Origin of the sequence: Streptomyces sp. NBC_00005, assembly GCF_045160215.1 — a bacterium.
Classification (GTDB): Bacteria; Actinomycetota; Actinomycetes; order Streptomycetales; family Streptomycetaceae; genus Streptomyces.
This window is the reverse complement of sequence record NZ_CP108316.1, coordinates 7,593,243-7,613,951: the sequence shown is the minus strand read 5'-3', so window position 1 is coordinate 7,613,951 and position 20,709 is coordinate 7,593,243. Positions and strand designations below refer to the sequence as shown.

The 20,709-nt window shown below is 71.1% G+C and carries 20 protein-coding genes and 1 pseudogene; 11 read left to right on the top strand and 10 right to left on the bottom strand.

Going from position 1 to position 20,709, the window contains the following annotated elements; all coding sequences use genetic code 11:
* Positions 1–4 precede the first annotated feature (4 nt).
* Positions 5–1,603: an MFS transporter gene (locus OG303_RS34920; RefSeq protein ID WP_405873475.1), complete on the bottom strand. Its 1,599-nt coding sequence runs from the start codon at positions 1,601–1,603 to the stop codon at positions 5–7.
* A 217-nt stretch (positions 1,604–1,820) separates the two neighbouring features.
* On the opposite strand from OG303_RS34920, the gene panB reads away from it, so the two are divergent.
* The 3 genes from panB to OG303_RS34905 all read left to right on the top strand — a co-directional run bounded on the left by panB (position 1,821) and on the right by OG303_RS34905 (position 4,799).
* Positions 1,821–2,696, top strand: coding sequence for a 3-methyl-2-oxobutanoate hydroxymethyltransferase (gene panB, locus OG303_RS34915; RefSeq protein ID WP_405873473.1), 876 nt, complete (start codon positions 1,821–1,823; stop codon positions 2,694–2,696).
* A 259-nt stretch (positions 2,697–2,955) separates the two neighbouring features.
* On the top strand, positions 2,956–3,981 hold the full coding sequence (locus tag OG303_RS34910; RefSeq protein WP_405873472.1) for an ATP-binding cassette domain-containing protein: 1,026 nt from the start codon (positions 2,956–2,958) through the stop codon (positions 3,979–3,981).
* Positions 3,978–4,799 carry an ABC transporter permease gene (locus OG303_RS34905; RefSeq protein WP_405873471.1) on the top strand — a complete coding sequence of 274 codons (822 nt, stop codon included), beginning with the start codon at positions 3,978–3,980 and terminating at the stop codon, positions 4,797–4,799. Before OG303_RS34910 ends, OG303_RS34905 begins: the two co-directional genes overlap by 4 nt.
* Before the next feature lie 47 nt (positions 4,800–4,846).
* Here the strand turns inward: OG303_RS34905 and OG303_RS34900 are convergent, their stop codons facing one another.
* Both OG303_RS34900 and OG303_RS34895 read right to left on the bottom strand, forming a co-directional pair.
* Positions 4,847–8,176, bottom strand: coding sequence for an AfsR/SARP family transcriptional regulator (locus OG303_RS34900; RefSeq protein WP_405873470.1), 3,330 nt, complete (start codon positions 8,174–8,176; stop codon positions 4,847–4,849).
* Between the two features lie 117 nt (positions 8,177–8,293).
* Positions 8,294–8,533 carry a DUF6578 domain-containing protein gene (locus tag OG303_RS34895; RefSeq protein ID WP_405873469.1) on the bottom strand — a complete coding sequence of 80 codons (240 nt, stop codon included), beginning with the start codon at positions 8,531–8,533 and terminating at the stop codon, positions 8,294–8,296.
* Positions 8,534–8,639: 106 nt separating this feature from the next.
* Here OG303_RS34895 and OG303_RS34890 point away from each other — a divergent pair, with 106 nt between their 5' ends.
* Positions 8,640–9,440: a site-2 protease family protein gene (locus OG303_RS34890; RefSeq protein ID WP_405873468.1), complete on the top strand. Its 801-nt coding sequence runs from the start codon at positions 8,640–8,642 to the stop codon at positions 9,438–9,440.
* Here OG303_RS34890 and OG303_RS34885 read toward each other — a convergent pair.
* From OG303_RS34885 to OG303_RS34875, 3 genes are all read right to left on the bottom strand, one after another.
* On the bottom strand, positions 9,430–9,612 hold the full coding sequence (locus tag OG303_RS34885; protein ID WP_405873467.1) for a hypothetical protein: 183 nt from the start codon (positions 9,610–9,612) through the stop codon (positions 9,430–9,432). The two genes, OG303_RS34890 and OG303_RS34885, sit on opposite strands and share 11 nt — an antisense overlap.
* Before the next feature lie 110 nt (positions 9,613–9,722).
* On the bottom strand, positions 9,723–10,439 hold the full coding sequence (npdG, locus tag OG303_RS34880) for an NADPH-dependent F420 reductase (protein ID WP_405873465.1): 717 nt from the start codon (positions 10,437–10,439) through the stop codon (positions 9,723–9,725).
* Positions 10,440–10,470: 31 nt separating this feature from the next.
* Positions 10,471–11,544 carry an exo-alpha-sialidase gene (locus OG303_RS34875; RefSeq protein ID WP_405873464.1) on the bottom strand — a complete coding sequence of 358 codons (1,074 nt, stop codon included), beginning with the start codon at positions 11,542–11,544 and terminating at the stop codon, positions 10,471–10,473.
* Between the two features lie 79 nt (positions 11,545–11,623).
* On the opposite strand from OG303_RS34875, the gene OG303_RS34870 reads away from it, so the two are divergent.
* The gene (locus tag OG303_RS34870; RefSeq protein WP_405873462.1) at positions 11,624–12,226 is read left to right on the top strand and encodes a hypothetical protein; all 603 of its coding nucleotides are present in this window, start codon (positions 11,624–11,626) and stop codon (positions 12,224–12,226) included.
* A 103-nt stretch (positions 12,227–12,329) separates the two neighbouring features.
* Positions 12,330–13,733, top strand: a complete 1,404-nt coding sequence (locus tag OG303_RS34865; protein ID WP_405873461.1) for an MFS transporter — start codon at positions 12,330–12,332, stop codon at positions 13,731–13,733.
* Here the strand turns inward: OG303_RS34865 and OG303_RS34860 are convergent, their stop codons facing one another.
* Complete coding sequence (locus OG303_RS34860; RefSeq protein ID WP_405873460.1) at positions 13,734–13,964, bottom strand: hypothetical protein; 231 nt, start codon at positions 13,962–13,964, stop codon at positions 13,734–13,736.
* Positions 13,965–14,022: 58 nt separating this feature from the next.
* On the opposite strand from OG303_RS34860, the gene map reads away from it, so the two are divergent.
* Together map and OG303_RS34850 are read left to right on the top strand one after the other, a co-directional pair.
* Complete coding sequence (map, locus tag OG303_RS34855; protein ID WP_405873459.1) at positions 14,023–14,880, top strand: type I methionyl aminopeptidase; 858 nt, start codon at positions 14,023–14,025, stop codon at positions 14,878–14,880.
* A 135-nt stretch (positions 14,881–15,015) separates the two neighbouring features.
* Positions 15,016–15,663: a heme oxygenase (biliverdin-producing) gene (locus OG303_RS34850; RefSeq protein ID WP_405873457.1), complete on the top strand. Its 648-nt coding sequence runs from the start codon at positions 15,016–15,018 to the stop codon at positions 15,661–15,663.
* Between the two features lie 132 nt (positions 15,664–15,795).
* Here the strand turns inward: OG303_RS34850 and OG303_RS34845 are convergent, their stop codons facing one another.
* Genes OG303_RS34845 through OG303_RS34835 form a run of 3 tightly spaced genes read right to left on the bottom strand, consistent with a single transcriptional unit; the run spans position 15,796 to position 17,552 of the window.
* Positions 15,796–16,452 carry a PhzF family phenazine biosynthesis protein gene (locus OG303_RS34845; RefSeq protein WP_405873456.1) on the bottom strand — a complete coding sequence of 219 codons (657 nt, stop codon included), beginning with the start codon at positions 16,450–16,452 and terminating at the stop codon, positions 15,796–15,798.
* A complete protein-coding gene (locus tag OG303_RS34840) occupies positions 16,445–17,332 on the bottom strand; it encodes a hypothetical protein (protein ID WP_405873455.1) in 888 nt (295 codons plus the stop codon). Before OG303_RS34840 ends, OG303_RS34845 begins: the two co-directional genes overlap by 8 nt.
* Before the next feature lie 10 nt (positions 17,333–17,342).
* Complete coding sequence (locus OG303_RS34835) at positions 17,343–17,552, bottom strand: hypothetical protein (RefSeq protein ID WP_405877905.1); 210 nt, start codon at positions 17,550–17,552, stop codon at positions 17,343–17,345.
* Here OG303_RS34835 and OG303_RS34830 point away from each other — a divergent pair.
* From OG303_RS34830 to efeB, 3 genes and pseudogenes are all read left to right on the top strand, one after another.
* Positions 17,493–18,068, top strand: a pseudogene (locus OG303_RS34830) (ATP-binding cassette domain-containing protein); the annotation flags it as partial. The gene OG303_RS34835 and the pseudogene OG303_RS34830 overlap by 60 nt on opposite strands.
* 198 nt (positions 18,069–18,266) lie before the next feature.
* The gene (efeO, locus tag OG303_RS34825; protein WP_405873453.1) at positions 18,267–19,406 is read left to right on the top strand and encodes an iron uptake system protein EfeO; all 1,140 of its coding nucleotides are present in this window, start codon (positions 18,267–18,269) and stop codon (positions 19,404–19,406) included.
* A 13-nt stretch (positions 19,407–19,419) separates the two neighbouring features.
* The gene (efeB, locus tag OG303_RS34820; RefSeq protein WP_405873452.1) at positions 19,420–20,706 is read left to right on the top strand and encodes an iron uptake transporter deferrochelatase/peroxidase subunit; all 1,287 of its coding nucleotides are present in this window, start codon (positions 19,420–19,422) and stop codon (positions 20,704–20,706) included.
* The last annotated feature ends 3 nt before the right edge of the window (positions 20,707–20,709 follow it).

Below are 20,709 nucleotides of genomic sequence, written 5' to 3'. Positions count from 1 at the left end.
GGCGTTATTCCGCCGCTGCCACCAACTCCGGTGCCTCCTCGCCCTCCTGACGGGCCGGCGGCTTCCCGGGCAGGAACAGGGCGACGACCACCGCGCCGACGACCGCGACGCCCGCTCCCCACAGTGCGGTGACGTGCATCGCGTGCAGGAAGGCGTCGTTGGCCGGGGTGACCAGCGCCCTGCCCTGCGGGCCGAGCTTCGAGGCGACGCCGAGTGTGGCCTCGATGGACTCGCCGGCGGTGTCGCGCAGGCCGGCGGGCAGCGTGCCGAGCTTGCCCTCGATGCCGTTGCGGTAGGCCGTGGAGAGCACCGAGCCGAGGACCGCGATACCGAGGGCGCCACCGACCTGGCGGAAGGTGTTGCTGAGCGCGGAGGCGGAGCCGGCCTTCTCGCGGGGCAGGGCCTGCATGATGACGACGCTGGTGGGCGTCATGATGTGCGCCATGCCGGTGCCCATGAGGAAGAAGATGACCTCCAGGAGCCAGATCGGGGTGTCCGCGTCCAGCGTGGCGAACGCGGCCAGCATCGCCGCGATGATCACCATGCCGGCCGTGGTGGTGGCCCGGTTGCCGAACCGGTCGACGACCAGCCGGGCCCGCGGCGCGAAGATCATCTGGGCGGCGGCCAGCGGCAGCATCAGCAGACCGGTCTGCAGCGGCGAGTAGCCGCGCACGCTCTGGGTGTAGAAGACCGAGAAGAAGGTCACGCCCATGAGCGCGAAGAAGACCAGCGCGATGGCGGCCATGGCGGCCGAGAAGACCTTGTTCCTGAAGTACGTGACGTCGAGCGAGGGGTGGTCGCTGCGCTTCTCGAACACGATGAAGGCCGCGAGGACGACGACGCCGGCGCCGATGGTCGACAGCACCTTGGCGTCCGTGAAGTCGGCGAGCTCGCCGCCCTTGATGATGCCGTACACGAGCAGGACGAGACCGACCACGGACAGGACGACGCCGACGGGATCGAGGCGGCCGGGCTTCGGGTCGCGGGAGTCCGGGACCAGCCAGATCATCAGCGCGAGCGCGAGGAGCACGATCGGCACGTTGATGAGGAAGACGGAGCCCCACCAGAAGTGGTCGAGGAGCACACCGCCGGTGATGGGCCCTATGGCGATGGCGAGACCGACGCCGCCCGCCCAGATGCCGATGGCCTTGGGCTGCTCCTCACGCTCGAAGACGTTCATGAGGACCGCGAGAGTGGCCGGCATGACGAAGGCCGCGCCGAGGCCCATCAGCGCACGGAACGCGATGAGCTGGGCCGGCGAGCCGGACTCGGCGGCCAGCGCCGACCCGATGCCGAACACGGCGAGACCGCCGAGCAGGACCTTCTTGCGCCCGAGCCGGTCGCCGAGCAGGCCCGCGGTGAACAGCAGTCCCGCGAAGACGAGCGTGTAGGCGTTGATCGCCCACTCCAGCTCGCTCTGCGTGGCGCCCAGGCCGGTCGGAGCCGGCGTCGAGATCGTCTTGATGGCGACGTTCAGGATCGAGTTGTCGAGCACCACGATCAGCAGGCTCAGCATCAGGGCGCCGAGAATGGCCCAGCGGCGCCGGTGCACCGCCTCCGGGATCCGGGAGCCCTGCGGGGCACGGTCGGCAGGAGTAGTCATGAGGTCGAGAGTAGGGGATTTCCGATACGGCACCGTCTCGTATCGGAATTCTTTACGTAGACCTTAGAAACGGACCTAGGCCATAGGGCCTACGCCCGTGAACTACGTGACCGATGTCCCCTGCACCGGTCTGGTCGCGCGTGGCACGAGGTGCCACCATGGAGGTGATCCGGGGACGCCGTCAGGGCGCCTCGAGATGACTGAAGGAGCCGTTGCAATGACGCAGCTCTCGGCTGCCCAGACTGTTCAGAACAGGCCCTCCGACGGCAGCAAGGCGCTGTACGGGGGGAAGGGCACACGCCGTATCACCGTTCGCGACATCGCCCTCGCCAAGGAACGCGGCGAGAAGTGGCCCATGCTCACCGCCTACGACGCGATGACCGCGTCCGTCTTCGACGAGGCCGGCATCCCGGTGATCCTCGTCGGCGACTCGGCGGGCAACTGCCACCTCGGGTACGAGACGACCGTGCCCGTCACCCTCGACGAGATGACCATGCTGTCGGCGGCCGTCGTACGCGGCACCCAGCGTTCCCTCATCGTCGGCGACCTCCCCTTCGGCTCCTACCAGGAGGGTCCGGTGCAGGCGCTGCGCTCGGCGACCCGGCTGGTCAAGGACGCCGGTGTCGGCGCGGTCAAGCTGGAGGGCGGCGAGCGCTCGCACGAGCAGATCCGCCTGCTGGTCGAGGCCGGCATCCCGGTCATGGCGCACATCGGTCTGACACCGCAGTCCGTCAACGCCATGGGTTACCGCGTGCAGGGCCGTGGCGAGGAGGCGGCCCAGCAGCTGCTGCGGGACGCGAAGGCCGTACAGGACGCCGGGGCGTTCGCGGTGGTGCTGGAGCTGGTGCCCGCGGAGCTGGCGGCCGAGGTGACTCGGGTGCTGCACATTCCGACCGTCGGGATCGGTGCGGGGCCGGAGACGGACGCACAGGTGCTGGTGTGGACGGACATGCTGGGGCTGACCCCGGGTCGGGTGCCGAAGTTCGTCAAGAAGTACGCGGACCTGCGTGAGGTCATGGGGAACGCGGTGAAGGAGTTCGCGGAGGACGTCGTCGGCGGGACGTTCCCGTCGGAGGAGAACTCCGTCCACTAGAGCCATAGCGGCACAGAGGCAGCCCGCCGATCTTCCCCCGTCGGCGGGCTGCTGCTTTGTGGGGGTGGCCGTCCCCGGGGCTGCGCCCCAGACCCCCATCGGCCTGAACTGCCTCGTCCTCGAACGCCGGACGGGCTGGTTGTTGCCGGCGTCGGCTGGATGAAACCGATGTCGGCGGACGAGACCGATGTCGGCGACTTGTCGGCGGTGTCGGTGACCTGTCGGTGGTTTGTCGGCCGGGCCTGACACCGTCCTCGGCATGACGCGAATCGACAAGAACCCCAGCGGCGGGAACACCGCCGTCACCGTGCGGGGGCTGGTCAAGCACTACGGCGAGACCAAGGCACTGGACGGCGTGGACGTGGACGTGCGTGAGGGCACCGTGATGGGTGTGCTCGGGCCGAACGGCGCCGGCAAGACCACCCTCGTACGCATCCTGTCCACCCTGCTCGCCCCCGACGCGGGCCAGGCCACCGTCGCCGGTTACGACGTACTGCGACAGCCCCGGCAGCTGCGCCGGGTGATAGGTCTCACCGGGCAGTACGCCTCCGTCGACGAGAAGCTCCCGGGCTGGGAGAACCTCTACATGATCGGGCGGCTGCTCGACCTGCCGCGCAAGGACGCACGCAGGCGGGCCGACGAACTGCTGGAGCGGTTCTCGCTCACCGACGCCGCCAAGCGGCCCGCGAGCACCTACTCCGGCGGTATGCGGCGGCGGCTCGACCTGGCCGCCTCGATGATCGGCCGGCCCGAGGTCCTGTTCCTCGACGAGCCGACCACCGGACTCGACCCGCGCACCCGCAACGAGGTGTGGACCGAGGTCAAGTCCATGGTCGGCGACGGTGTGACGGTCCTGCTGACCACGCAGTACATGGAGGAGGCCGAGCAGCTCGCCTCCGAGCTGACCGTCGTGGACCACGGCAAGGTCATCGCGAACGGCGGCATCGACGAGCTGAAGGCGAAGGTCGGCGGACGGACGCTGCGCGTGCGCCCCGCGGACCCGCTGCAACTGCGCCCGCTCGCCGGCGCGTTGGACGACCTCGGCATCACGGGGCTCGCGACCACGACCGTGGACCGCGAGAGCGGCACCATCCTGGTCCCGATCCTCAGCGACGAGCAGCTGACCGCCGTGGTGAGCGCGGTCACCGCACGCTCCATCACGATCAGCTCCATCACCACCGAACTGCCCAGCCTGGACGAGGTGTTCCTGTCCCTCACCGGCCACCGCGCCAGTGCCCCGCAGGACGCCGTGCCCACCGACGCCCTTGAGGAGGTCGCCGTATGAGTGCCGCAACCGTCACCGCTCCGGCCACCGACGCCGATGTCCGTATCCCCCTGCGCGGGCACCTGCGCCACACCGGCGCCCTGATCCGCCGCAACCTGCTGTGGATCAAGCAGGACCCCGAGTCGATGTTCGACGCGCTGCTGATGCCGGTCATCTTCACCCTGCTGTTCGTCTACGTCTTCGGCGGCTCCATCGGGCAGGCCCTGGGCGGCGGGCAGGACGGCTATGTGCAGTACGTGATCCCGGGCATGATCGCGATGATGAGCATGTCGCTGTCCCAGGGCGTCGGCACCGGCTTCAGCCAGGACTTCAACTCCGGTGTCATGGACCGCTTCCGGTCCCTGCCCATCGGGCGCGGCTCGGTGCTGTTCGCGAAGATCTCGGTCGAGGTGGCGCGGATGCTGTTCGCGACGACCGTGCTGATGATCGTCGCCGTCCTGGTCGGATTCGACATCAACAACTGGCCCGGACTGTTCGCGGCCGTCGGGCTGGCCACCGTGTTCTCCTCGTCGATCATGTGGGTGTTCCTCACCCTGGGCGTGATCCTCAAGAACGCGCAGTCCGTGCAGGCCATGGGCTTCCTGGTGCTGTTCCCGCTGCAGTTCGGCTCGTCGATCTTCGCACCGACCAACTCGATGCCGGGCTGGCTGCAGGCCTTCACCGACTACAACCCGCTGTCCACGCTGGCGGACGCCGCCCGAGGGCTGATGGTGGGCGGCCCGGTCGCGCACGACCTGTGGGTGACGCTGGGCTGGTCGGTGGCCATCACGGCGGTGATGGCGCCGATCGCGATCCACAAGTTCCGTACGAAGAGCTGACTCCCCCAGTGCCTTGAGGGCCTGGGGACCCCAGCAGCCGGTCCGCGTCAGACGAGGGCGGTGGCCTCCTCCGGGGAGAGGCCACCGCCCTCCGCGTACGCGGCCTCGTAGACCTCGTCGCCGAGCACCGCGCGCACCTGCTGCTCGGCCCTGTCGTACACCGCGCGCTCCATGGACGTCGCGACATGCGTCGCCGGCAGCTGCACCTTCGCGGCCCCGACGCAGCGGGCGGCGTCGCGGGCCAGGCTGCCGCCGTCGATGCCGGCAAGGCCGATCGCGGCGAGGGCCAGGTACAGCGGGCGCATGTGCGGGGCGATGGCCTCGGACAGCGGGTCGGCGGCCCGGCTCAGCGCCTGCCGGGACTTGTCCAGGGAGGCCTCGTAGTTGCCGTCGACCGCCTCGACCCAGGCCTCCGAGCCGCAGATGAACGCGTCGAAGACGACGAAGTGGGAAATCCTGAACTCCTCGCGCAGCAGCCGCAGTTGCTCGCGTGCCTCCGCGACCCGGTCGGTCATGGCGAGTCGGGTCGCGAGGAACATCCGGGCGGCGGGCATGGCCTCGTTGCCCGTACCGAACGGCATCTCGATCACCTCGCGCAGGATCTGCTCGCCCCGCTCGGTCTCGCCCGCCTCCACGAGCGCGCTGCCGAGCCGGGCACCCAGCACCGCCACCTGGGCGTGCGCGCCGAGCCGTTCGGCGTTGTCCGTCGCCGCCTGGTAGTCGTCGGCGGCGAGCCGGTACCTGCCGATCCGTTCATGGGCCTCACCGCGGGCGGAGAGCGCCTCGGCGGTGCCCCACAGGTCCCCGATCCGCTCATAGATCTCCAGTGCCTCGTCGGCGTCGCGGGTCGCGTCGCCCGCCCAGTCGCTGCGGTTGGCGAGAAGGTTGGCGCGCATCTGGAGCGTGGCGGCGAGCTCCCACTCCATGTCGGCGGTGCCACGGCAGGTGCGGACGCAGGCATCGAGGATCGCGGGGAGCCGGTCCACCTCGCCGGACAGCATCACGGCGTAGAACCAGAGCATGCCCGGGGTGCGGCAGGTCTGCGGGAGGCCGGGCTCGTAGACCTCGGCGATCAGGCGCAGCTTCTCCTTCGCCTGCGGGGACTGCCAGGCGTCCAACTCGGTGTCCATGCAGGCGAGATGGGCGAGATGGACACCGCGCCGGGCCTCGGCGAGGAGTTCGCCGGTCAGCGGGGGCGGGACGTCGGTGCAGCGTTGCCAGACCGGGGCGGCGCGTCGGGCGGGGGCGGTGAAGGGGTCGGGGCCGAGAGCCATGACCTCGACGCACCAGTTGCGCGCCTCGATGCGGATGTCGCGCATCTGCCAGTACCAGGCCAGCGACAGGATGAGGCAGAGGCCTTCCTGTTCGTCGCGCTCGGAGACCGCGTGGCGCAGGGCGGTGCGCAGGTTCTCGTACTCACGCTCCAGCAGTGCGATGGCGGCGAGTTGGCCGGGGCCGCGGAGCAACGGGTCGGTGGTGCGGGCGAGTTCGCGGTAGAACGTCAGGTGGGCGCGCTCGGTCTCCGTCCGCTGCCCGGACTCGTCGAGCCGCTCGCCCGCGTACTCGGAGACGGTCTCCAGGAGCCGGTAGCGCATGCCGTCGTCCCCCGAAGGGGCGGCCACCACAAGGGACTTGTCGACCAACGAGCCGAGCACGTCCAGGGCGGCGGGACCGCAGACGGCCTCGGCGGCGGCCAGATCGCAGCCGCCCGCGAAGACGGAGAGACGCCGCAGGGCATCCCTCTCCTCCCCGTCGAGCAGGTCCCAGGACCAGTCGACGACGGCGCGCAGCGTCTGCTGACGGGGCAGGACGGTACGGCTTCCGGAGGTGAGCAGCCGGAAGCGGTCGTCGAGCCGGTCGGCGATCTGACGGGGCGTCAACATGCGGAGCCGGGCGGCCGCGAGCTCGATGGCGAGGGGGAGCCCGTCCAGCCGCCGGCAGATCTCCGCGCACGCGGCGGGGTCCTCGTCGACCCGGAACCCGGGCCGGGCGGCAGCCCCCCGGTCGGCGAGCAGCCGCAGCGCCACCGGTTCCGGCAGCGGCTCCACGGGCCGCAGCAACTCCCCCGGTACGCCGAGGGGTTCACGACTGGTGGCGAGCACCGTCAGCTCCGGGCAGCGCTCCAGCAACTCCTCCACCAGCCGGGCGGCGGCGTCGACGACGTGCTCGCAGTTGTCGAGGACGATCACCATGCGGCGCCTGCCGCAGTGCTCGGCGAGCCGGTCGACGGGAGCGTCGTTCCGCTCGCTCCCGGCCCGCATCGCTTCGGCCCCGGCGCCGTACAGCACGGTCTCGCGGGCTCCCACAGCGGTGAGTACGGCTTCCGGTACGGCGTCCGGGTCGTCGACGGGCGCGAGCTCGGCCAGCCACACCCCGTCCCGGGCCGCGTACCGCACGGTCTCGGCGGCCTCCTGCGAAAGCCGCGTCTTCCCTGCCCCACCGGGCCCGAGCAACGTGACGAGCCGGGCCGCCGCCAGGTCACCCCGGATGGTCTCTATGTCGGCCTCGCGTCCGACGAAGGAGGTCAGACGGGCGCGGAGGTTGCCGGGGGGTGGTGACGAGGCAACCTGGGCATCGGGGGCCTGCGCGGCGGTCGGACCGGCGACACCGTTGGTCGCCGGGCCGGCTCCCGTGGCAGCGGTGCCGGGGCCCGAACTCAGCAACTCCCCGTGCAGCGACCGCAGTTCCGCCCCCGGGTCGGAGCCCAGGCGGTCGGCCAGCAGTTGTCGTACGTCCTCGTAGGCGGCCAGCGCCTGGGCCGTGCGGCCCGCGTCGCGCAGGGCGCGCAGACGCAGCGCCTGGAGGGGCTCGTCGAGGGGGTGGGTGTCGCAGAGGGCGGTCAGTTCGGGCAGGGACTGCTCGGCGTGGCCCAGGGCGAGGGCGGCGGCGTGACGGGCGCGCAGCGAATCGAGGCGGCGGGTGTCCCAGCGGGCCGCCTCGGCGCTGCGGTCGGGCAGGTCGGCGAGGGCGGGGCCGCGCCACAGGGCGAGGGCGTCGTCGAGGACCACGGCCGCCTTGGCGGGGTCGCCGTCGGCCAACGCGCGCGTGCCCTCACCGGCCAGCCGCTCGAAACGGTGCAGGTCGACGTCGTCGGGCTGGGCGGCGAGGCGGTAGCCGCCCTCGGTCGAGGCGACGGCGTCCGCACCGAGCGCCCGGCGCAGACGCCCGACCAGCGCCTGCAGCGCGCCCGGCGCGTCAGCGGGCGGCTCGCCGCCCCACACCTCGTCGACCAGAAGGCCCGCCGGCACGGTACGACCGGCGCGCAGAGCAAGCACGGTCAGCAGAGCACGCAGCCGCGCCCCGCCGACCGCAACGGGGGTTCCGTCGGGGCGAAGCGCCTGAGTGGTGCCGAGGATGCGATAGCGCACGGGGTCCATTGTCTCCGTAGAGGTCGGTGCCGGTCACGGGGTTCGGGTCGGCGGTGCGGCGTGGGGCGGGGGCAGAGGCCGGGGGGCGGTGGTCGGGCCCGTAAAACCGCCGTGTCGGGGTGGTGGTCAGTGCTGCCAGACCGCCGGGGCGACGGTAGTCGGCGCCGCCGGTCCGCCGGATCCGCCAGTGCCGGAAGACCGGCCGACCGACCCCACGAGCTTGGTCGGCTGGTCGTGCGGGCCCCCGCCGAGCATCTCGTCCGCGTCCGCCGGCAGCAGCGGCCGGCTCACCTCGTCCCCGACCGCGAGCGGCGTACCGCAGCATTCCATCTGCCAACCCGCGTAGAACACATGCCAAAGCCCCATGTCCCCACCCTTCCACGGAACCCCCGGGCCACCGCGAGACGTTTTCCCCGTACGCCCGGTACCGTCGGGCAGTCCCATCGCGTGCACGCACAGTCCAGGGAGCCCCATGACCACCGCCACCACCAGCCGCAGCGAGCGGCGGATCAGCCCCGTCTTCGTCGGGATCCTGGCCGTCACGGCGGTCACGGGATGGGCCACCTGGACCGGGTTCGCCGAGCAGCCGGGCGTAGCCGTGTTCCTGTTCGTGACGGCGGCCTGGATCGTCTCCCTGTGTCTGCACGAGTACGCACACGCGCGTACCGCCCTGCACAGCGGCGACATCTCGGTCGGCGCGAAGGGCTATCTGAGCCTCAATCCTCTCGCCTATACACACGCGCTGCTGAGCATCGTGCTCCCGGTGCTCTTCGTGATCATGGGCGGCATCGGCCTGCCCGGCGGTGCCGTGTTCATCGAGCGCGGGCGGATCAAGGGGCGCTGGCGGCACAGTCTCATCTCGGCCGCGGGGCCGCTGACGAACGTGCTGTTCGCGGCCGTGTGCACCGCCCCGTTCTGGCTGCACGCGCTGGACGGTGTGCCGCGGGACTTCCAGTTCGCGCTGGCCTTCCTCGCCCTGCTCCAGGTCACGGCCGCCCTCCTGAACTTCCTGCCGGTGCCCGGCCTGGACGGCTACGGCGTGATCGAGCCCTGGCTGTCGCACAGCGTCAAGCGCCAGGTGGAGCCCTTCGCACCCTTCGGCCTGCTCTTCGTCTTCGCCCTGCTGTGGGTGCCGTCCGTCAACAGCGTGTTCTTCGACGTGATCGACTCGATCCTGCGCAGTCTCGGGATCGGCGACTTCGACACGTACTGCGGCCAGGATCTCTACCGCTTCTGGCAGGGTTCGAACGAGTTCTGCTCGGTCAGCCCGTGACGGACCGGCGCTCGGCCCTGCCGCGCTTCACGTAGTACCAGCACATGTTGCTGGACAGCCCCGCCAGCAGCACCCATACGATCCCCAGCCAGCTGCCCTGCGCGAAGGAGACCACGGCGGCGGCCACGGCGAGGAGGCAGACGATCAGGGCATAGACGCCAAGGCGGGGCATTTCGGTCGACTCCTGTCGGGGGGCTGGCGGACTCGGCGGACTCGGGGGGACGGGCCGGACCGAGCGGGCTCGGGGGGACACTGCTACGACCTCCAGTGTCCCCCACGCACTCATACGTCCGTGACACGGAGCCCGGCGTGCGCCTTGTACCGCCGGTTCACGGAGATCAGGTTGGCGACCAGGGACTCGACCTGGTGGGCGTTGCGCAGGCGGCCGGCGAAGATGCCGCGCATGCCGGGGATGCGCCCCGCAAGGGCCTGCACGATCTCGACGTCGCCCCGCACCTCCCCCAGCACCATCACGTCGGTGTCGATCTCCTCGATCTCCGGGTCCTGGAGCAGGACCGCCGACAGATGGTGGAAGGCGGCGGCGACCCGCGAGTCCGGCAGCAGGGCGGCGGCCTGCTCGGCGGCGCTGCCCTCCTCCGGCTTGATCGCGTACGCGCCCTGCTTGTCGAAGCCGAGCGGGTTGACGCAGTCGACGACGAGCTTGCCGGCCAGCTCCTCGCGCAGGGACTCCAGCGTCTTGCCGTGTCCGTCCCACGGCACGGCGACGATCACGACGTCGCTGCGGCGCGCGGTCTCGGCGTTGTCGAAGCCCTCGACGCCATGCCCGAGCTCGTCGGCGGCGGCCTGGGCGCGCTCTGCGGCACGCGAGCCGATGATCACCTTCTGGCCGGCCCTGGCCAGCCGGTAGGCGAGGCCCTTGCCCTGCGGCCCGGTCCCGCCGAGGACGCCGACAACGAGTCCGGAGACGTCGGGGAGGTCCCAGGGGTCCTTGGCGGGCGCCTTGGCGGGGGTCTGTGCAGCACTGTCGGTAGAGGTCATGGGCCGACTTTACGTCCGCCCCGACCGAGGGTCAGGTGAGCCGTGTCACGGGCACCCGCCGCAAGACGATCCGCTCGTACGCCCCGAAGTCGCCGGTCTCGTAGAGCAGGCCGACGGTGGACGCGTCGATGCGGACGAGGTCGGAGTAGGCGGCGGGCAGGCCGTCGACCGTGTGGACCGGACGCCAGGTCCTGCCGCTGTCGGCCGAGGCGCGGATGGTCATCAGGGCGCGGGCGGACGCGTAGGCGGGGCCGGAGAAGAGGAGGACGTCCGGGTCGCGGAGCTGCAGGAGGCTGCCCTCGCAGACGGGGCCGTCGAGGCCGGCCTGTGGGCGGAAGGGGGTGTGCAGGGTCTTGCCGCCGTCCTCGGAGTGGGCGTCGGCGCGGTTGCCGGGGGACGGGGAGTGGTTGCGGGTGTTGAAGTAGACGCGGCCGTCGGGGAGTTCGGCGGCGGTGGTCTCGTTGGCGTTGATGTAGCCGTCGGTGTTGTCGTCGACGTAGCCGATGGACCAGGTCGCGCCGTGGTCGTCGCTGAGCAGGCAGTGGCCGGCGTTGTACTGGGCCTCGTTGCCGAGGTCGGTGCCGGTGGGCGGCACGGAGTGGTTGGCGGGGACGACGACCCGGCCGGTGCTCAGTCGGATCGCGTGGCCGGGTGCGGTGGCGTACCAGCGCCAGCCCTCCTGCTTCACCGACTTGGTGATCTCGGCCGGGCTCGACCAGGTGATCCCGTCGTCGTCGCTGTGCTGTACCCACACCCGGCGCCCGGCGGCGTCCTTCACCTGGCCGCGTCTGATCAGGTCCTCCGTGGCCGAGGCGGCCGCGCGGACGTGGACCAGGAGGATGCGGCCGGTGTCCAGGACGACGGGGGCGGGGTTGCCGGCGAGGTCGGTGCCGTTGTTCGCTGCGACCTGGAGCGGGCCCCAGGTGCGGCCGCCGTCGGTCGACCGTTTCAGCACGATGTCGATGTGGCCGTGGTCGCTCGCGGACTTGACGCGGCCCTCGCAGAAGGCGAGGAGGGTTCCCTTGGTCGTGGCGACCACCGCGGGGATGCGGTAACTCGCGTACCCCTCGCGGCCGGCGCGGAAGGGGACGGTGGCTTCGTTCATGCGCGCACTGTCCCCAGGTCGGGCGAATTCGTGGTGAACTCCCGGTCACGGGTGACCGATTGGTGCAGGATGCGCAGGCATGGACGCCGTACGGGTCGCGCTGCTGCGCGAAGTGCTCGCCGGGACCGAGTGGTTGGGGGCCACGCGGCGGTTCGCGGGCGCGCTGCGCGGGGCGGCGGTGTCGCACGGCGGGGGGCTGCTGCTGGTCGGCACGCAGGAGTACGAGCCGTGGCATCTGGCCGCCCACCTGGTGGACGAGGCCGCGTGGTCGGGGACGCCGGAGCTGGCCCCGACTCTCGTACGGCATGGTGCGTGTCCGTCGGATCCGGCGCATCTGGCGGTCGGTCTCGGCCGGTTGGCGGCGGCGCGGCGGGGCGAGACGCTGCTCGTGGTGTCGCCGGGCGGGCCGGGCGGGCCCCTGCTGGAACGGGTGCACGACGCACGGCGCGCCGGGGCGACGGTCCTGACGCTGGGCCCCGACGCGGGCGAGCTGACAGCGATGGCGCACGAGTCGCTCGCCGTACCGCAGGGCTCCGAACTGGACCTGGACACCGTGCAACACCTGGTCAGCGCGGCAGCCGGCGAGAACTCGCTGCCGACACCGAGGGGAAACCGGCGACTGAGAGACCGCCTGTCCCGCCTGGCCGACCAGCTGACGGCACCGCCACCGGCCCGCTGGTAGTTCTCCGGTCCGCCGAAGGAGATCCGGCAGGCTGAGGGTCAACAAGCCGCCCGCCGAAAATGCGGTTGCCCACGGCAGTCACCCCGGCCGACCATGACCCTTCGTGACCGACGACGCCCCCGACGACGCCCCCGTTGACTCCGCCGAAGACGCGACCCCCTCCCGTCTTCGCTCCCTCCTCCCCGACCTCGCCCCCTGGCGGGCCTCCGTCGACTTCCGGCGGCTGTGGGTGTCGGGGACGATCTCGAACTTCGGGAGCTTTCTGACCTTCGTCGCGCTGCCGGTGCAGTTGAAGGAGCTCACCGGGTCGGCGGCGGCGGTCGGCGCGATCGGGGCCGTGGAGCTGCTGCCGCTGCTCGTCTTCGGGCTGTACGGCGGCGCGCTCGCCGATGCCATGGACAAGCGGAAGCTGATCGTGTGGACGGAGGCCGGGCAGGGGCTGCTCAGCGCGGCGCTGCTGGCCAACGCCCTGCTCCCGCACCCCGCCGTCTGGCCGCTGTACGTCGTCGCCGCCCTGTCCTCCGCGCTGGTCTCCGTACAGCGGCCGGCCCTGGACTCCCTCTGGCCCCGGATCGTGGCGCACGAGCACCTGCCGGCCGCGGCCTCGCTCAACTCCCTGCGCTGGACGGTCGGCGGCGTCGCGGGCCCGGCCCTGGCGGGCGTGGTCGTGGCGTACGCGGGGCTCGGCTGGGCGTACGGCGCGGATCTGCTGACCTTCGTCGTCTCGGTCGTCCTCGTCGTCCGCATCGCCGCCTCCCCCGCCGCCCACGAGGCCGCGAAGCCGTCGCTCCAGGCGATCGCGGAGGGCGCCCGGTACGCCTGGAGCCGCAAGGAACTGCTCGGCACCTACGCCGTCGACCTCGCCGCGATGTTCCTGGCGATGCCCCTCGCCGTACTGCCGTTCCTCGCGGACGAGCTGAACGCGAACTGGTCCCTGGGCCTGATGTACGCGACCGTCCCGCTCGGCTCGATGCTGGTGGGCCTGACCGGCGGCTGGACCTCACGGGTGCACCGGCACGGGCGGATGGTGGTGCTGTCGGCCGCGCTGTGGGGCCTGGCGATCGCGGCCGCCGGCGTCGTCGGCAACGTATGGCTGGTGCTGCTGTTCCTGACCGTGGCCGGCGGCTGCGACATGGTCAGCGGGATCTTCCGCGCGGCCATGTGGAACCAGACGATCCCGGACGAGCTGCGCGGCCGGCTCGCCGGGATCGAGCTGCTGTCGTACTCGGTCGGGCCGACCATCGGCCAGGTCAGGTCCGGCGGTTTCGCCGCCTGGTGGGGGGTGCGGGCGTCCGTCTGGTCGGGCGGGCTGCTGTGCGCGGGCGCGGTGGGGCTGCTGGCACTGTGCCTGCCGAAGCTGATGACGTACGACGTGCGCACGAACGAGCACGCGGTACGGCTGCGCGACCAGCGGACGGCGACGGCAGCCGCACCCGCCCAGGTGCAGGCACAGACGCAGGCACCGGCACCGGCACCGGCACCGGCACCGACTCAGGCACAGACCTGATCAGTCGTCGTCAGCGCTTGCGGCCGGGGCGTCGTGCCACTTGGGGTCGTTCTCCCACTCGAGGTTGCGCTCGCGCGCCGTCTCCATCGCGTGCTCGGCCTCGCGACGGGAGGCGTACGGCCCGAACCGGTCCTTGGCGGGACACTCCGGTCCCTCCTCGACCTTCTTGTGCTCCAGGCAGTAGTACCACTCGCCCGGTTTCCCGACCGTCCGCTTCTTGAACAGGGCCATCACCGGCTCCTTTCACCAGGGACATGTTCCCCCATGCCCGCTGGTTAGACTCGCTGGCATGTCTGGCCAGTCGCTGCTCGTACCAGGGGAGCTGTCCCCCACCCGTTCCGTACCCGGAAACATCCGCCGTCCCGGGTACGTCGGCAAGCCCGCCCCGGCGCCGTACACCGGTCCGGAGGTGCAGACGCCCGAGACGATCGAGGCGATGCGCATCGCCGGCCGGATCGCCGCACAGGCGATGGCTCAGGCCGCGAAGCTGATCGCGCCGGGTGTCACCACCGACGAACTGGACAAGGTGGCGCACGACTACATGTGCGACCACGGCGCCTACCCGTCGACGCTCGGCTACCGCGGCTTCCCCAAGTCCCTGTGCACCTCGCTCAACGAGGTGATCTGCCACGGCATTCCGGACTCCACGGTGCTGCGCGACGGCGACATCATCAACCTCGACGTGACGGCGTACATCGGCGGAGTGCACGGCGACAACAACGCGACGTACCTGGTCGGGGACGTCGACGAGGAGTCGCGGCTGCTGGTGGAGCGGACCCGCGAGTCCCTCTCCCGCGCGATCAAGGCGGTCAAGCCGGGCCGCCAGATCAACATCATCGGCCGGGTCATCGAGTCGTACGCCAAGCGCTTCGGCTACGGGGTGGTCCGCGACTTCACCGGCCACGGCATCAACTCGTCCTTCCACTCGGGCCTGATCATCCCGCACTACGACAGCCCGCACGCGACGTCGGTCATCCAGCCCGGGATGACGTTCACGATCGAGCCGATGCTGACGCTCGGGACGCACGAGTACGACATGTGGGACGACGGGTGGACGGTCGTCACGAAGGACCGCAAGCGGACGGCCCAGTTCGAGCACACGCTGGTGGTGACGGAGACGGGGGCGGAGATTCTGACCCTGCCGTAGCGTCGGCGCAGTGCACCGGAAGACCCGCCCTCCTGCTGGGGCGGGTTTTTTCTTGTAGGCTTTTACCGACACCATGTCGGCAAGTGTCGGCGAACCTATTGACTTAGGTAAGCCTTACCTTACAGGATGTGCCGTATGGACTCCTTCTCGACCGTCATCCGCACCGCCTCCCACGAGCAGCACATGGAGGCGGAGACCTCGACGTTCATGAGTGACCTGCTGGGCGGCCGGCTGGGCGTGGACGCGTACGCGCGCTACACCGAGCAACTGTGGTTCGTGTACAAGGCGTTGGAGGCCGGCGCCGAGCGGCTGGCGTCCGACCCGGTGGCGGGGCCCTTCATCCAGCCGGAGCTGTATCGGCTGCCGGCCCTGGAGCGGGACCTGGCGCATCTGCGGGGTACCGACTGGCAGGCGGGGCTGACCGCGCTGCCGGCGACCCAGGCGTACGCGGCGCGGGTGCGCGAGTGCGCCGAGCGGTGGCCCGGCGGCTACATCGCACACCACTACACGCGCTACCTCGGCGACCTCTCCGGCGGCCAGATCATCCGCGGCAAGGCGGAGAAGACCTGGGGCTTCGACCGCAAGGGCGACGGGGTCCGCTTCTACGTCTTCGAGGGCATCGCCAACCCGGCGGCGTTCAAGCGGGGTTACCGGGAACTGCTGGACGCCGTCCGCGCGGACGACCTGGAGAAGCAGCGGATCGTGGCGGAGTGCAAGCGGGCGTTCGCGTTGAACACGGCGGTCTTCCGGGCGTTGGGGGAGGAGTTCCCGCTGAGCGCCTAGCGCTCCGCTGGATATGCGGTTCATTTACCGCGGGCCGGTGGGGGCTGGTCGCGCCCCGCGGCGGAGCCGCAGATGTCACGGCCCCGCGCCCCTCACGGGGCGCTGTACCGCACCGGACTTCATCAGCTGCGCTCAGTGCTCCGGCTGGCGTTCCAGGAACACCCTGCCGCCGATCTCCACCCACCCGTACGGCTGCGGCGCCGTGAGGATCTGTGAGCCCGCGCCCTGCGTGATGTTGAGGGCGCGGCCGAGCCGGTCGGTCAGGAGTAGCGCTGCCGCGCCCGTCGCCTCGTCCTCGTCGATGCCGTCGTCGCGGCCGGGGAAGCCGCGGGCGCGGACGCGGCCCGCGGGCTCGTCCTCCCAGGCCCAGGCGTAGATCCACTCGCCCTTCGGCGGCACGGGCAGGTCGTCGACCTCGGCGGCCGTGGCGTACTGGCGGAGCGTGCGCGGCGGGGCCCACTCCGCGCGGGCCTCGATCCAGCTGAACTCGCCGTCCTGGCGTGCCCCGACCACCCCGGCCTGCGTGACCAGTTCGGGGACGTCGAGGAGCCAGCCCGTGCCGACGCAGGGGTGGCCGGCGAAGGGCAGCCGCAGGGTCGGGGTGTAGATGTCGATGACTCCGCGCTCGGGATCGTCGACGAACACGGTCTCGCTGAAGCCGAGTTTCCCGGCGAACGCCTGCCGCTCCGCCGGGTCGGGCAGCACCGAGCCCTCGCGGACGACGCCCAGCTCGTTGCCGTAGCCGCCGTTCGGTCCGCAGAAGACGCGGAGCACGTCGTAGTCAGTCACGGGGGCATTCAAACATCGAGCGGGCCGCGAGGTCGTCCCAGGTGGCGGGACCGCCGGGGAGGGGCAGGAAGCGGGTGGGGCCCACGCCGTACGGCAGCGAGGCGATCATGTCGGCGTGCACCCCTTCCAGGGTGGCCCGTTGGCGTTCGGTGCCCGAGTCGGCGGGGCGGCCGGCCAGCCGTTCCAGGCGGTGCTCGTGCTCCTCGGTCACCACTTCCGCCGCCCGGCGCCATTCGTCCTCGGCGGGCACCTCGCACAGGTCCAGGCACTCCGGCGTCCGCCCCTCCGCCAGCGCCGCCACGGCCCGGTCGTGCCCGTCGAGGATCACCCAGCCGCCGAGGAAGGTCACCCACCACACCAGGACGGGCGCGAGCGTGCCCTCGCGGGCGTGCTTGCGGTACGCCTTCACCCGCGGGGCATCCGGCGGCGAGAGCCGACGCAGGGGGAGAGCTCCGGGCCGGCCGCCCCCGCAGGACAGCTCCAGCCGGTCGGTCGGCCAGTCCCGTAGAAAGTTCTCGAGCCGTACGTCTGGCCCGAAGTCGGTCCGCAGGGTCAGCTCCCAACGCCCGTCCTGCAACGGGGTCCCGGCCGCTTCTTCCAGCCAACGCGCGTACTGGTGCGGCCAGTTGACGGACGAGCGCATGGCCGTCGAGCGCAGCGGCGGCAGCGGTGAGCGGTAGCCGTCGAGGCCGTGCAGATACAGCTCCGGGCAACAGCCGTCGCCCACCGACCGGCCCAGCAGCAGGGGCCGCTCCCCCTGCCGCAGCAGTATCCGGCCCTCGCCCGCCGTCTCGAAACGCAACGGCGGCGGGCCGGGACGGCCCTGTACGTTCAGCACCAGCCGTCCCGGCCCCAGCAGTTCACGGTGTCCCCGGTCCATGGGGACAGTCTTATGCCTCCGTGCGTCGCCTCCGCATCGCGAGAACCACCCCGGCGCCCGCCGCCGTGAGGGTCGCGGTGACTTCGTTCACCGTGATGACGTCGTTCTTCGCGGTCAGGTCGGACGACTTCGCCTTCAGGCCGGCGGGCGTGAGGTCGAGCGGCCCACCGCGCAGTGGTCCGCGGCCGAACTCGCCCTGCGGCGGGCCGTGCTTCCCCATTCGGCTCGCCTGTCCTTTCCCTTCATGGTCGAGGACGTCGTACGGATGGGCCGCGCGCCCCACGCCGCCTCCCCCGCCGAGGGCGACCTCGTCGTCGTGGAAGCCATGGCCGCCACCGAAGTCACCGGCTTCGCCGGCCGTCCCTTCTCGGCGCTCAGCGGCGGTGAGCGGGCACGGGTCGCGCTCGCCCGGGTGCTGGCTCAGCGTGCGCCGCTGCTGCTGCTCGACGAACCCACCGCCGCCCTCGACCTCAAACACCAGGAGTCGGTGCTGCGGCTGTGCCGGGAGAGGGCGCGTCAAGGGGACGCCGTCGTGGTCGTGTTGCACGATCTGGGACTCGCCGCCGCCTACGCGCACCGGGTCGCGATCCTGTGCGCCGGTCGTGTCGCGGCCGACGGGCCACCGGCCGAGGTCTTCACCGGACCGCGGCTCTCCGAGGTCTACGACCAGCCGGTGGAGGTGCTCGCGCACCCCGGCACGGGCGCTCCCCTGATCGTCCCGAAGCGAAATCTTTGAAGTTCCTTTGACCATCCCTTGGGGTGCGTTTTTGGCCACCGTGATCGGTCCGTGCCCATACGCCGTCCATGAGAGCTGAATCACCGCATGGGTGGGTATCACGCAGGCAAGCCTTAGATAAGTTAGGCGAGCCTCACCATCCCTGTGTGAGTCCCGACACGCGATTTTTCGCCACCACTTGAGCCTCTTGGAGCCCGGATGCGAGCCGCCAGACTCTCCGTCGTCACCGCTGTCGCCACCGCGGCAGCCCTGACCGCCGTCACGGGTTGCACGGAGAAGAGCAAGGGCGACGGTGACGCCGCGATCCAGGTGACCGCCGCCGACTCGAAGTGCGACACCTCCAGCAAGTCGGTGCCGGCCGGACAGGTCACGCTGAAGATCGAGAACACGGGCTCCAAGGCGACCGAGGTCGAGATCCTCTTCCCGGACGACCGGATCGTGTCGGAGAAGGAGAACATCGGGCCGGGCACCAAGTACACGCTGACCGCCGAGGTGAAGGCGGGCTCGTACGAGATCGCCTGCCGCCCGGGCATGAAGGGCCACGGCGTCCGGCAGAAGCTCACGGTCACCGGTTCCGGCGCGGTCGCCAAGCGCGACCCCAAGCTGGACAAGGCCGTCGCCGCCTACCGCGAGTACGCGCAGGAGCAGGCCGACCAGACGCTGCCCAAGGTCGAGACCTTCGCCAAGGCCGTCAAGGCCGGTGACATCGACGCCGCCAAGGAGGCCTACGCCCCCTCCCGCGTCGGCTGGGAGCGCACCGAGCCGATCGCCGAGTCCTTCGGGGACATCGACCCGAAGACCGACACCCGCGCCGACGGCCTGGAGAAGGGCCAGAAGTGGACCGGCTGGCACGCGCTGGAGAAGGCGCTGTGGCAGGACAAGAAGATAGGCGCCGCGCAGAAGACCCTCGCCGACCAGCTGGTCACCGACCTGAAGGACTGGCAGAAGCGGGTCGGCAAGGCCGAGATCACCCCGACCTCCATGGCCAACGGCGCCAAGGAGCTGCTCGACGAGGTCGCCACCGGCAAGGTCACCGGCGAGGAGGACCGTTACTCGCACACGGACCTCAGCGACTTCAAGGCCAACGTCGAGGGCGCGCAGAAGGCGTACGAGCTGCTCAAGCCGGTGGCGCAGAAGAACGACAAGGCGCTGACCACCGAGCTCGACAAGCGCTTCGCCGCGCTGAACACGCTGCTGGACAAGTACCGCACCGAGAAGACCTCGGACGGCTTCGTGTCCTACGACACGGTCACCGAGGCCCAGCGCAAGGAGCTCTCGGACGCGGTCAACGCGCTCGCCGAGCCGCTGTCCAAGCTCGCCGCAACCGTCGTGAAGTAGGGGACGACTGACGATGACGGACACCCAGGAAGCCACCACCGCGGAAGCCGGCAACGAGAAGGCTCCGTCCCGGCGTTCGCTGATCGGCTGGGGCGGTGCCGGGCTCGCGCTCGGTGCCGCCGCGGCCGGCGGCGCGGTCGCGATGACCCGCGTCGGCAACGACGTGGACCCGACCGCCGCCGAGACCGGCGCCGCCGTCGCCTTCCACGGCGCCAACCAGGCCGGCATCGCCACACCGGTGCAGGACAGGCTGCACTTCGCCGCGTTCGACGTGCAGACCGACGACCGCGCCGAGTTCGTGCAGATGCTGAAGGACTGGACCGCGGCCGCGCGCCGGATGAGCGCCGGCAAGGCGGTCGGCGACGGCGCGTACGGCGGTCTCGCGGAGGCCCCGCCGGACGACACCGGTGAGGCGCTGGGCCTCAAGCCCTCGCGGCTGACGCTGACGATCGGCTTCGGTCCGTCGCTGTTCGAGAAGTTCGGGCTGAAGGACAGCCGGCCCGAGGCCCTGGTGGACCTGCCGCAGTTCCCCGGCGAGAACCTCGACAAGACCCGCACCGGCGGCGACCTGTGCATCCAGGCCTGCGCGGACGACCCGCAGGTCGCCGTGCACGCGATCCGCAACCTGGCCCGCATCGGCTTCGGCACCGTCGCCATCCGCTGGTCGCAGCTCGGCTTCGGCAAGACCTCGTCGACGACGCCGGAGGCGCAGACCCCGCGCAACCTGATGGGGTTCAAGGACGGCACCCGCAACATCGCCGGCACGGAGACGGACCGGCTGAAGAAGTTCGTATGGGTCGACGACAAGGACGTCGACGAGAACTCGGCCTGGATGACCGGCGGGTCGTACCTGGTCGCCCGGCGCATCCGGATGCACATCGAGCCCTGGGACCGCACCTCGCTGCAGGAGCAGGAGGACATCTTCGGCCGCGACAAGGGCGAGGGCGCTGCGGTCGGCAAGGCCAAGGAGCACGACGCGCCGTTCCTGAAGGCGATGAAGCCCGACGCGCACGTCCGGCTCGCGCACCCCGACTCCAACCACGGCGTCACGATCCTGCGCCGCGGCTACTCCTTCACCGACGGCACCGACGGTCTGGGCCGTCTGGAGGCGGGCCTGTTCTTCCTCGCGTACCAGCGCGACGTGCGCAAGGGGTTCATCCCGCTGCAGCGCAACCTGTCGGCGAAGGACGCGCTCAACGAGTACATCCAGCACGTGGGTTCGGCGCTCTTCGCCGTTCCGCCGGGCGTCCGCGACAAGGACGACTGGTGGGGCAGCACGCTGTTCTCCAAGGAGGCGTAGCCC

Coding starts and splice junctions, on each gene's coding strand:
- efeO (WP_405873453.1), top strand. CDS start 18,267: ATGCGAGCCGCCAGACTCTCCGTCGTCACCGCTGTCGCCACCGCGGCA.
- OG303_RS34850 (WP_405873457.1), top strand. CDS start 15,016: ATGGACTCCTTCTCGACCGTCATCCGCACCGCCTCCCACGAGCAGCAC.
- OG303_RS34885 (WP_405873467.1), bottom strand. CDS start 9,612: ATGCCCCGCCTTGGCGTCTATGCCCTGATCGTCTGCCTCCTCGCCGTG.
- OG303_RS34920 (WP_405873475.1), bottom strand. CDS start 1,603: ATGACTACTCCTGCCGACCGTGCCCCGCAGGGCTCCCGGATCCCGGAG.
- OG303_RS34890 (WP_405873468.1), top strand. CDS start 8,640: ATGACCACCGCCACCACCAGCCGCAGCGAGCGGCGGATCAGCCCCGTC.
- OG303_RS34835 (WP_405877905.1), bottom strand. CDS start 17,552: ATGGGGAAGCACGGCCCGCCGCAGGGCGAGTTCGGCCGCGGACCACTG.
- OG303_RS34840 (WP_405873455.1), bottom strand. CDS start 17,332: ATGGACCGGGGACACCGTGAACTGCTGGGGCCGGGACGGCTGGTGCTG.
- efeB (WP_405873452.1), top strand. CDS start 19,420: ATGACGGACACCCAGGAAGCCACCACCGCGGAAGCCGGCAACGAGAAG.
- npdG (WP_405873465.1), bottom strand. CDS start 10,439: ATGACCTCTACCGACAGTGCTGCACAGACCCCCGCCAAGGCGCCCGCC.
- OG303_RS34910 (WP_405873472.1), top strand. CDS start 2,956: ATGACGCGAATCGACAAGAACCCCAGCGGCGGGAACACCGCCGTCACC.
- OG303_RS34870 (WP_405873462.1), top strand. CDS start 11,624: ATGGACGCCGTACGGGTCGCGCTGCTGCGCGAAGTGCTCGCCGGGACC.
- OG303_RS34875 (WP_405873464.1), bottom strand. CDS start 11,544: ATGAACGAAGCCACCGTCCCCTTCCGCGCCGGCCGCGAGGGGTACGCG.
- panB (WP_405873473.1), top strand. CDS start 1,821: ATGACGCAGCTCTCGGCTGCCCAGACTGTTCAGAACAGGCCCTCCGAC.
- OG303_RS34900 (WP_405873470.1), bottom strand. CDS start 8,176: ATGGACCCCGTGCGCTATCGCATCCTCGGCACCACTCAGGCGCTTCGC.
- map (WP_405873459.1), top strand. CDS start 14,023: ATGTCTGGCCAGTCGCTGCTCGTACCAGGGGAGCTGTCCCCCACCCGT.
- OG303_RS34860 (WP_405873460.1), bottom strand. CDS start 13,964: ATGGCCCTGTTCAAGAAGCGGACGGTCGGGAAACCGGGCGAGTGGTAC.
- OG303_RS34905 (WP_405873471.1), top strand. CDS start 3,978: ATGAGTGCCGCAACCGTCACCGCTCCGGCCACCGACGCCGATGTCCGT.
- OG303_RS34895 (WP_405873469.1), bottom strand. CDS start 8,533: ATGGGGCTTTGGCATGTGTTCTACGCGGGTTGGCAGATGGAATGCTGC.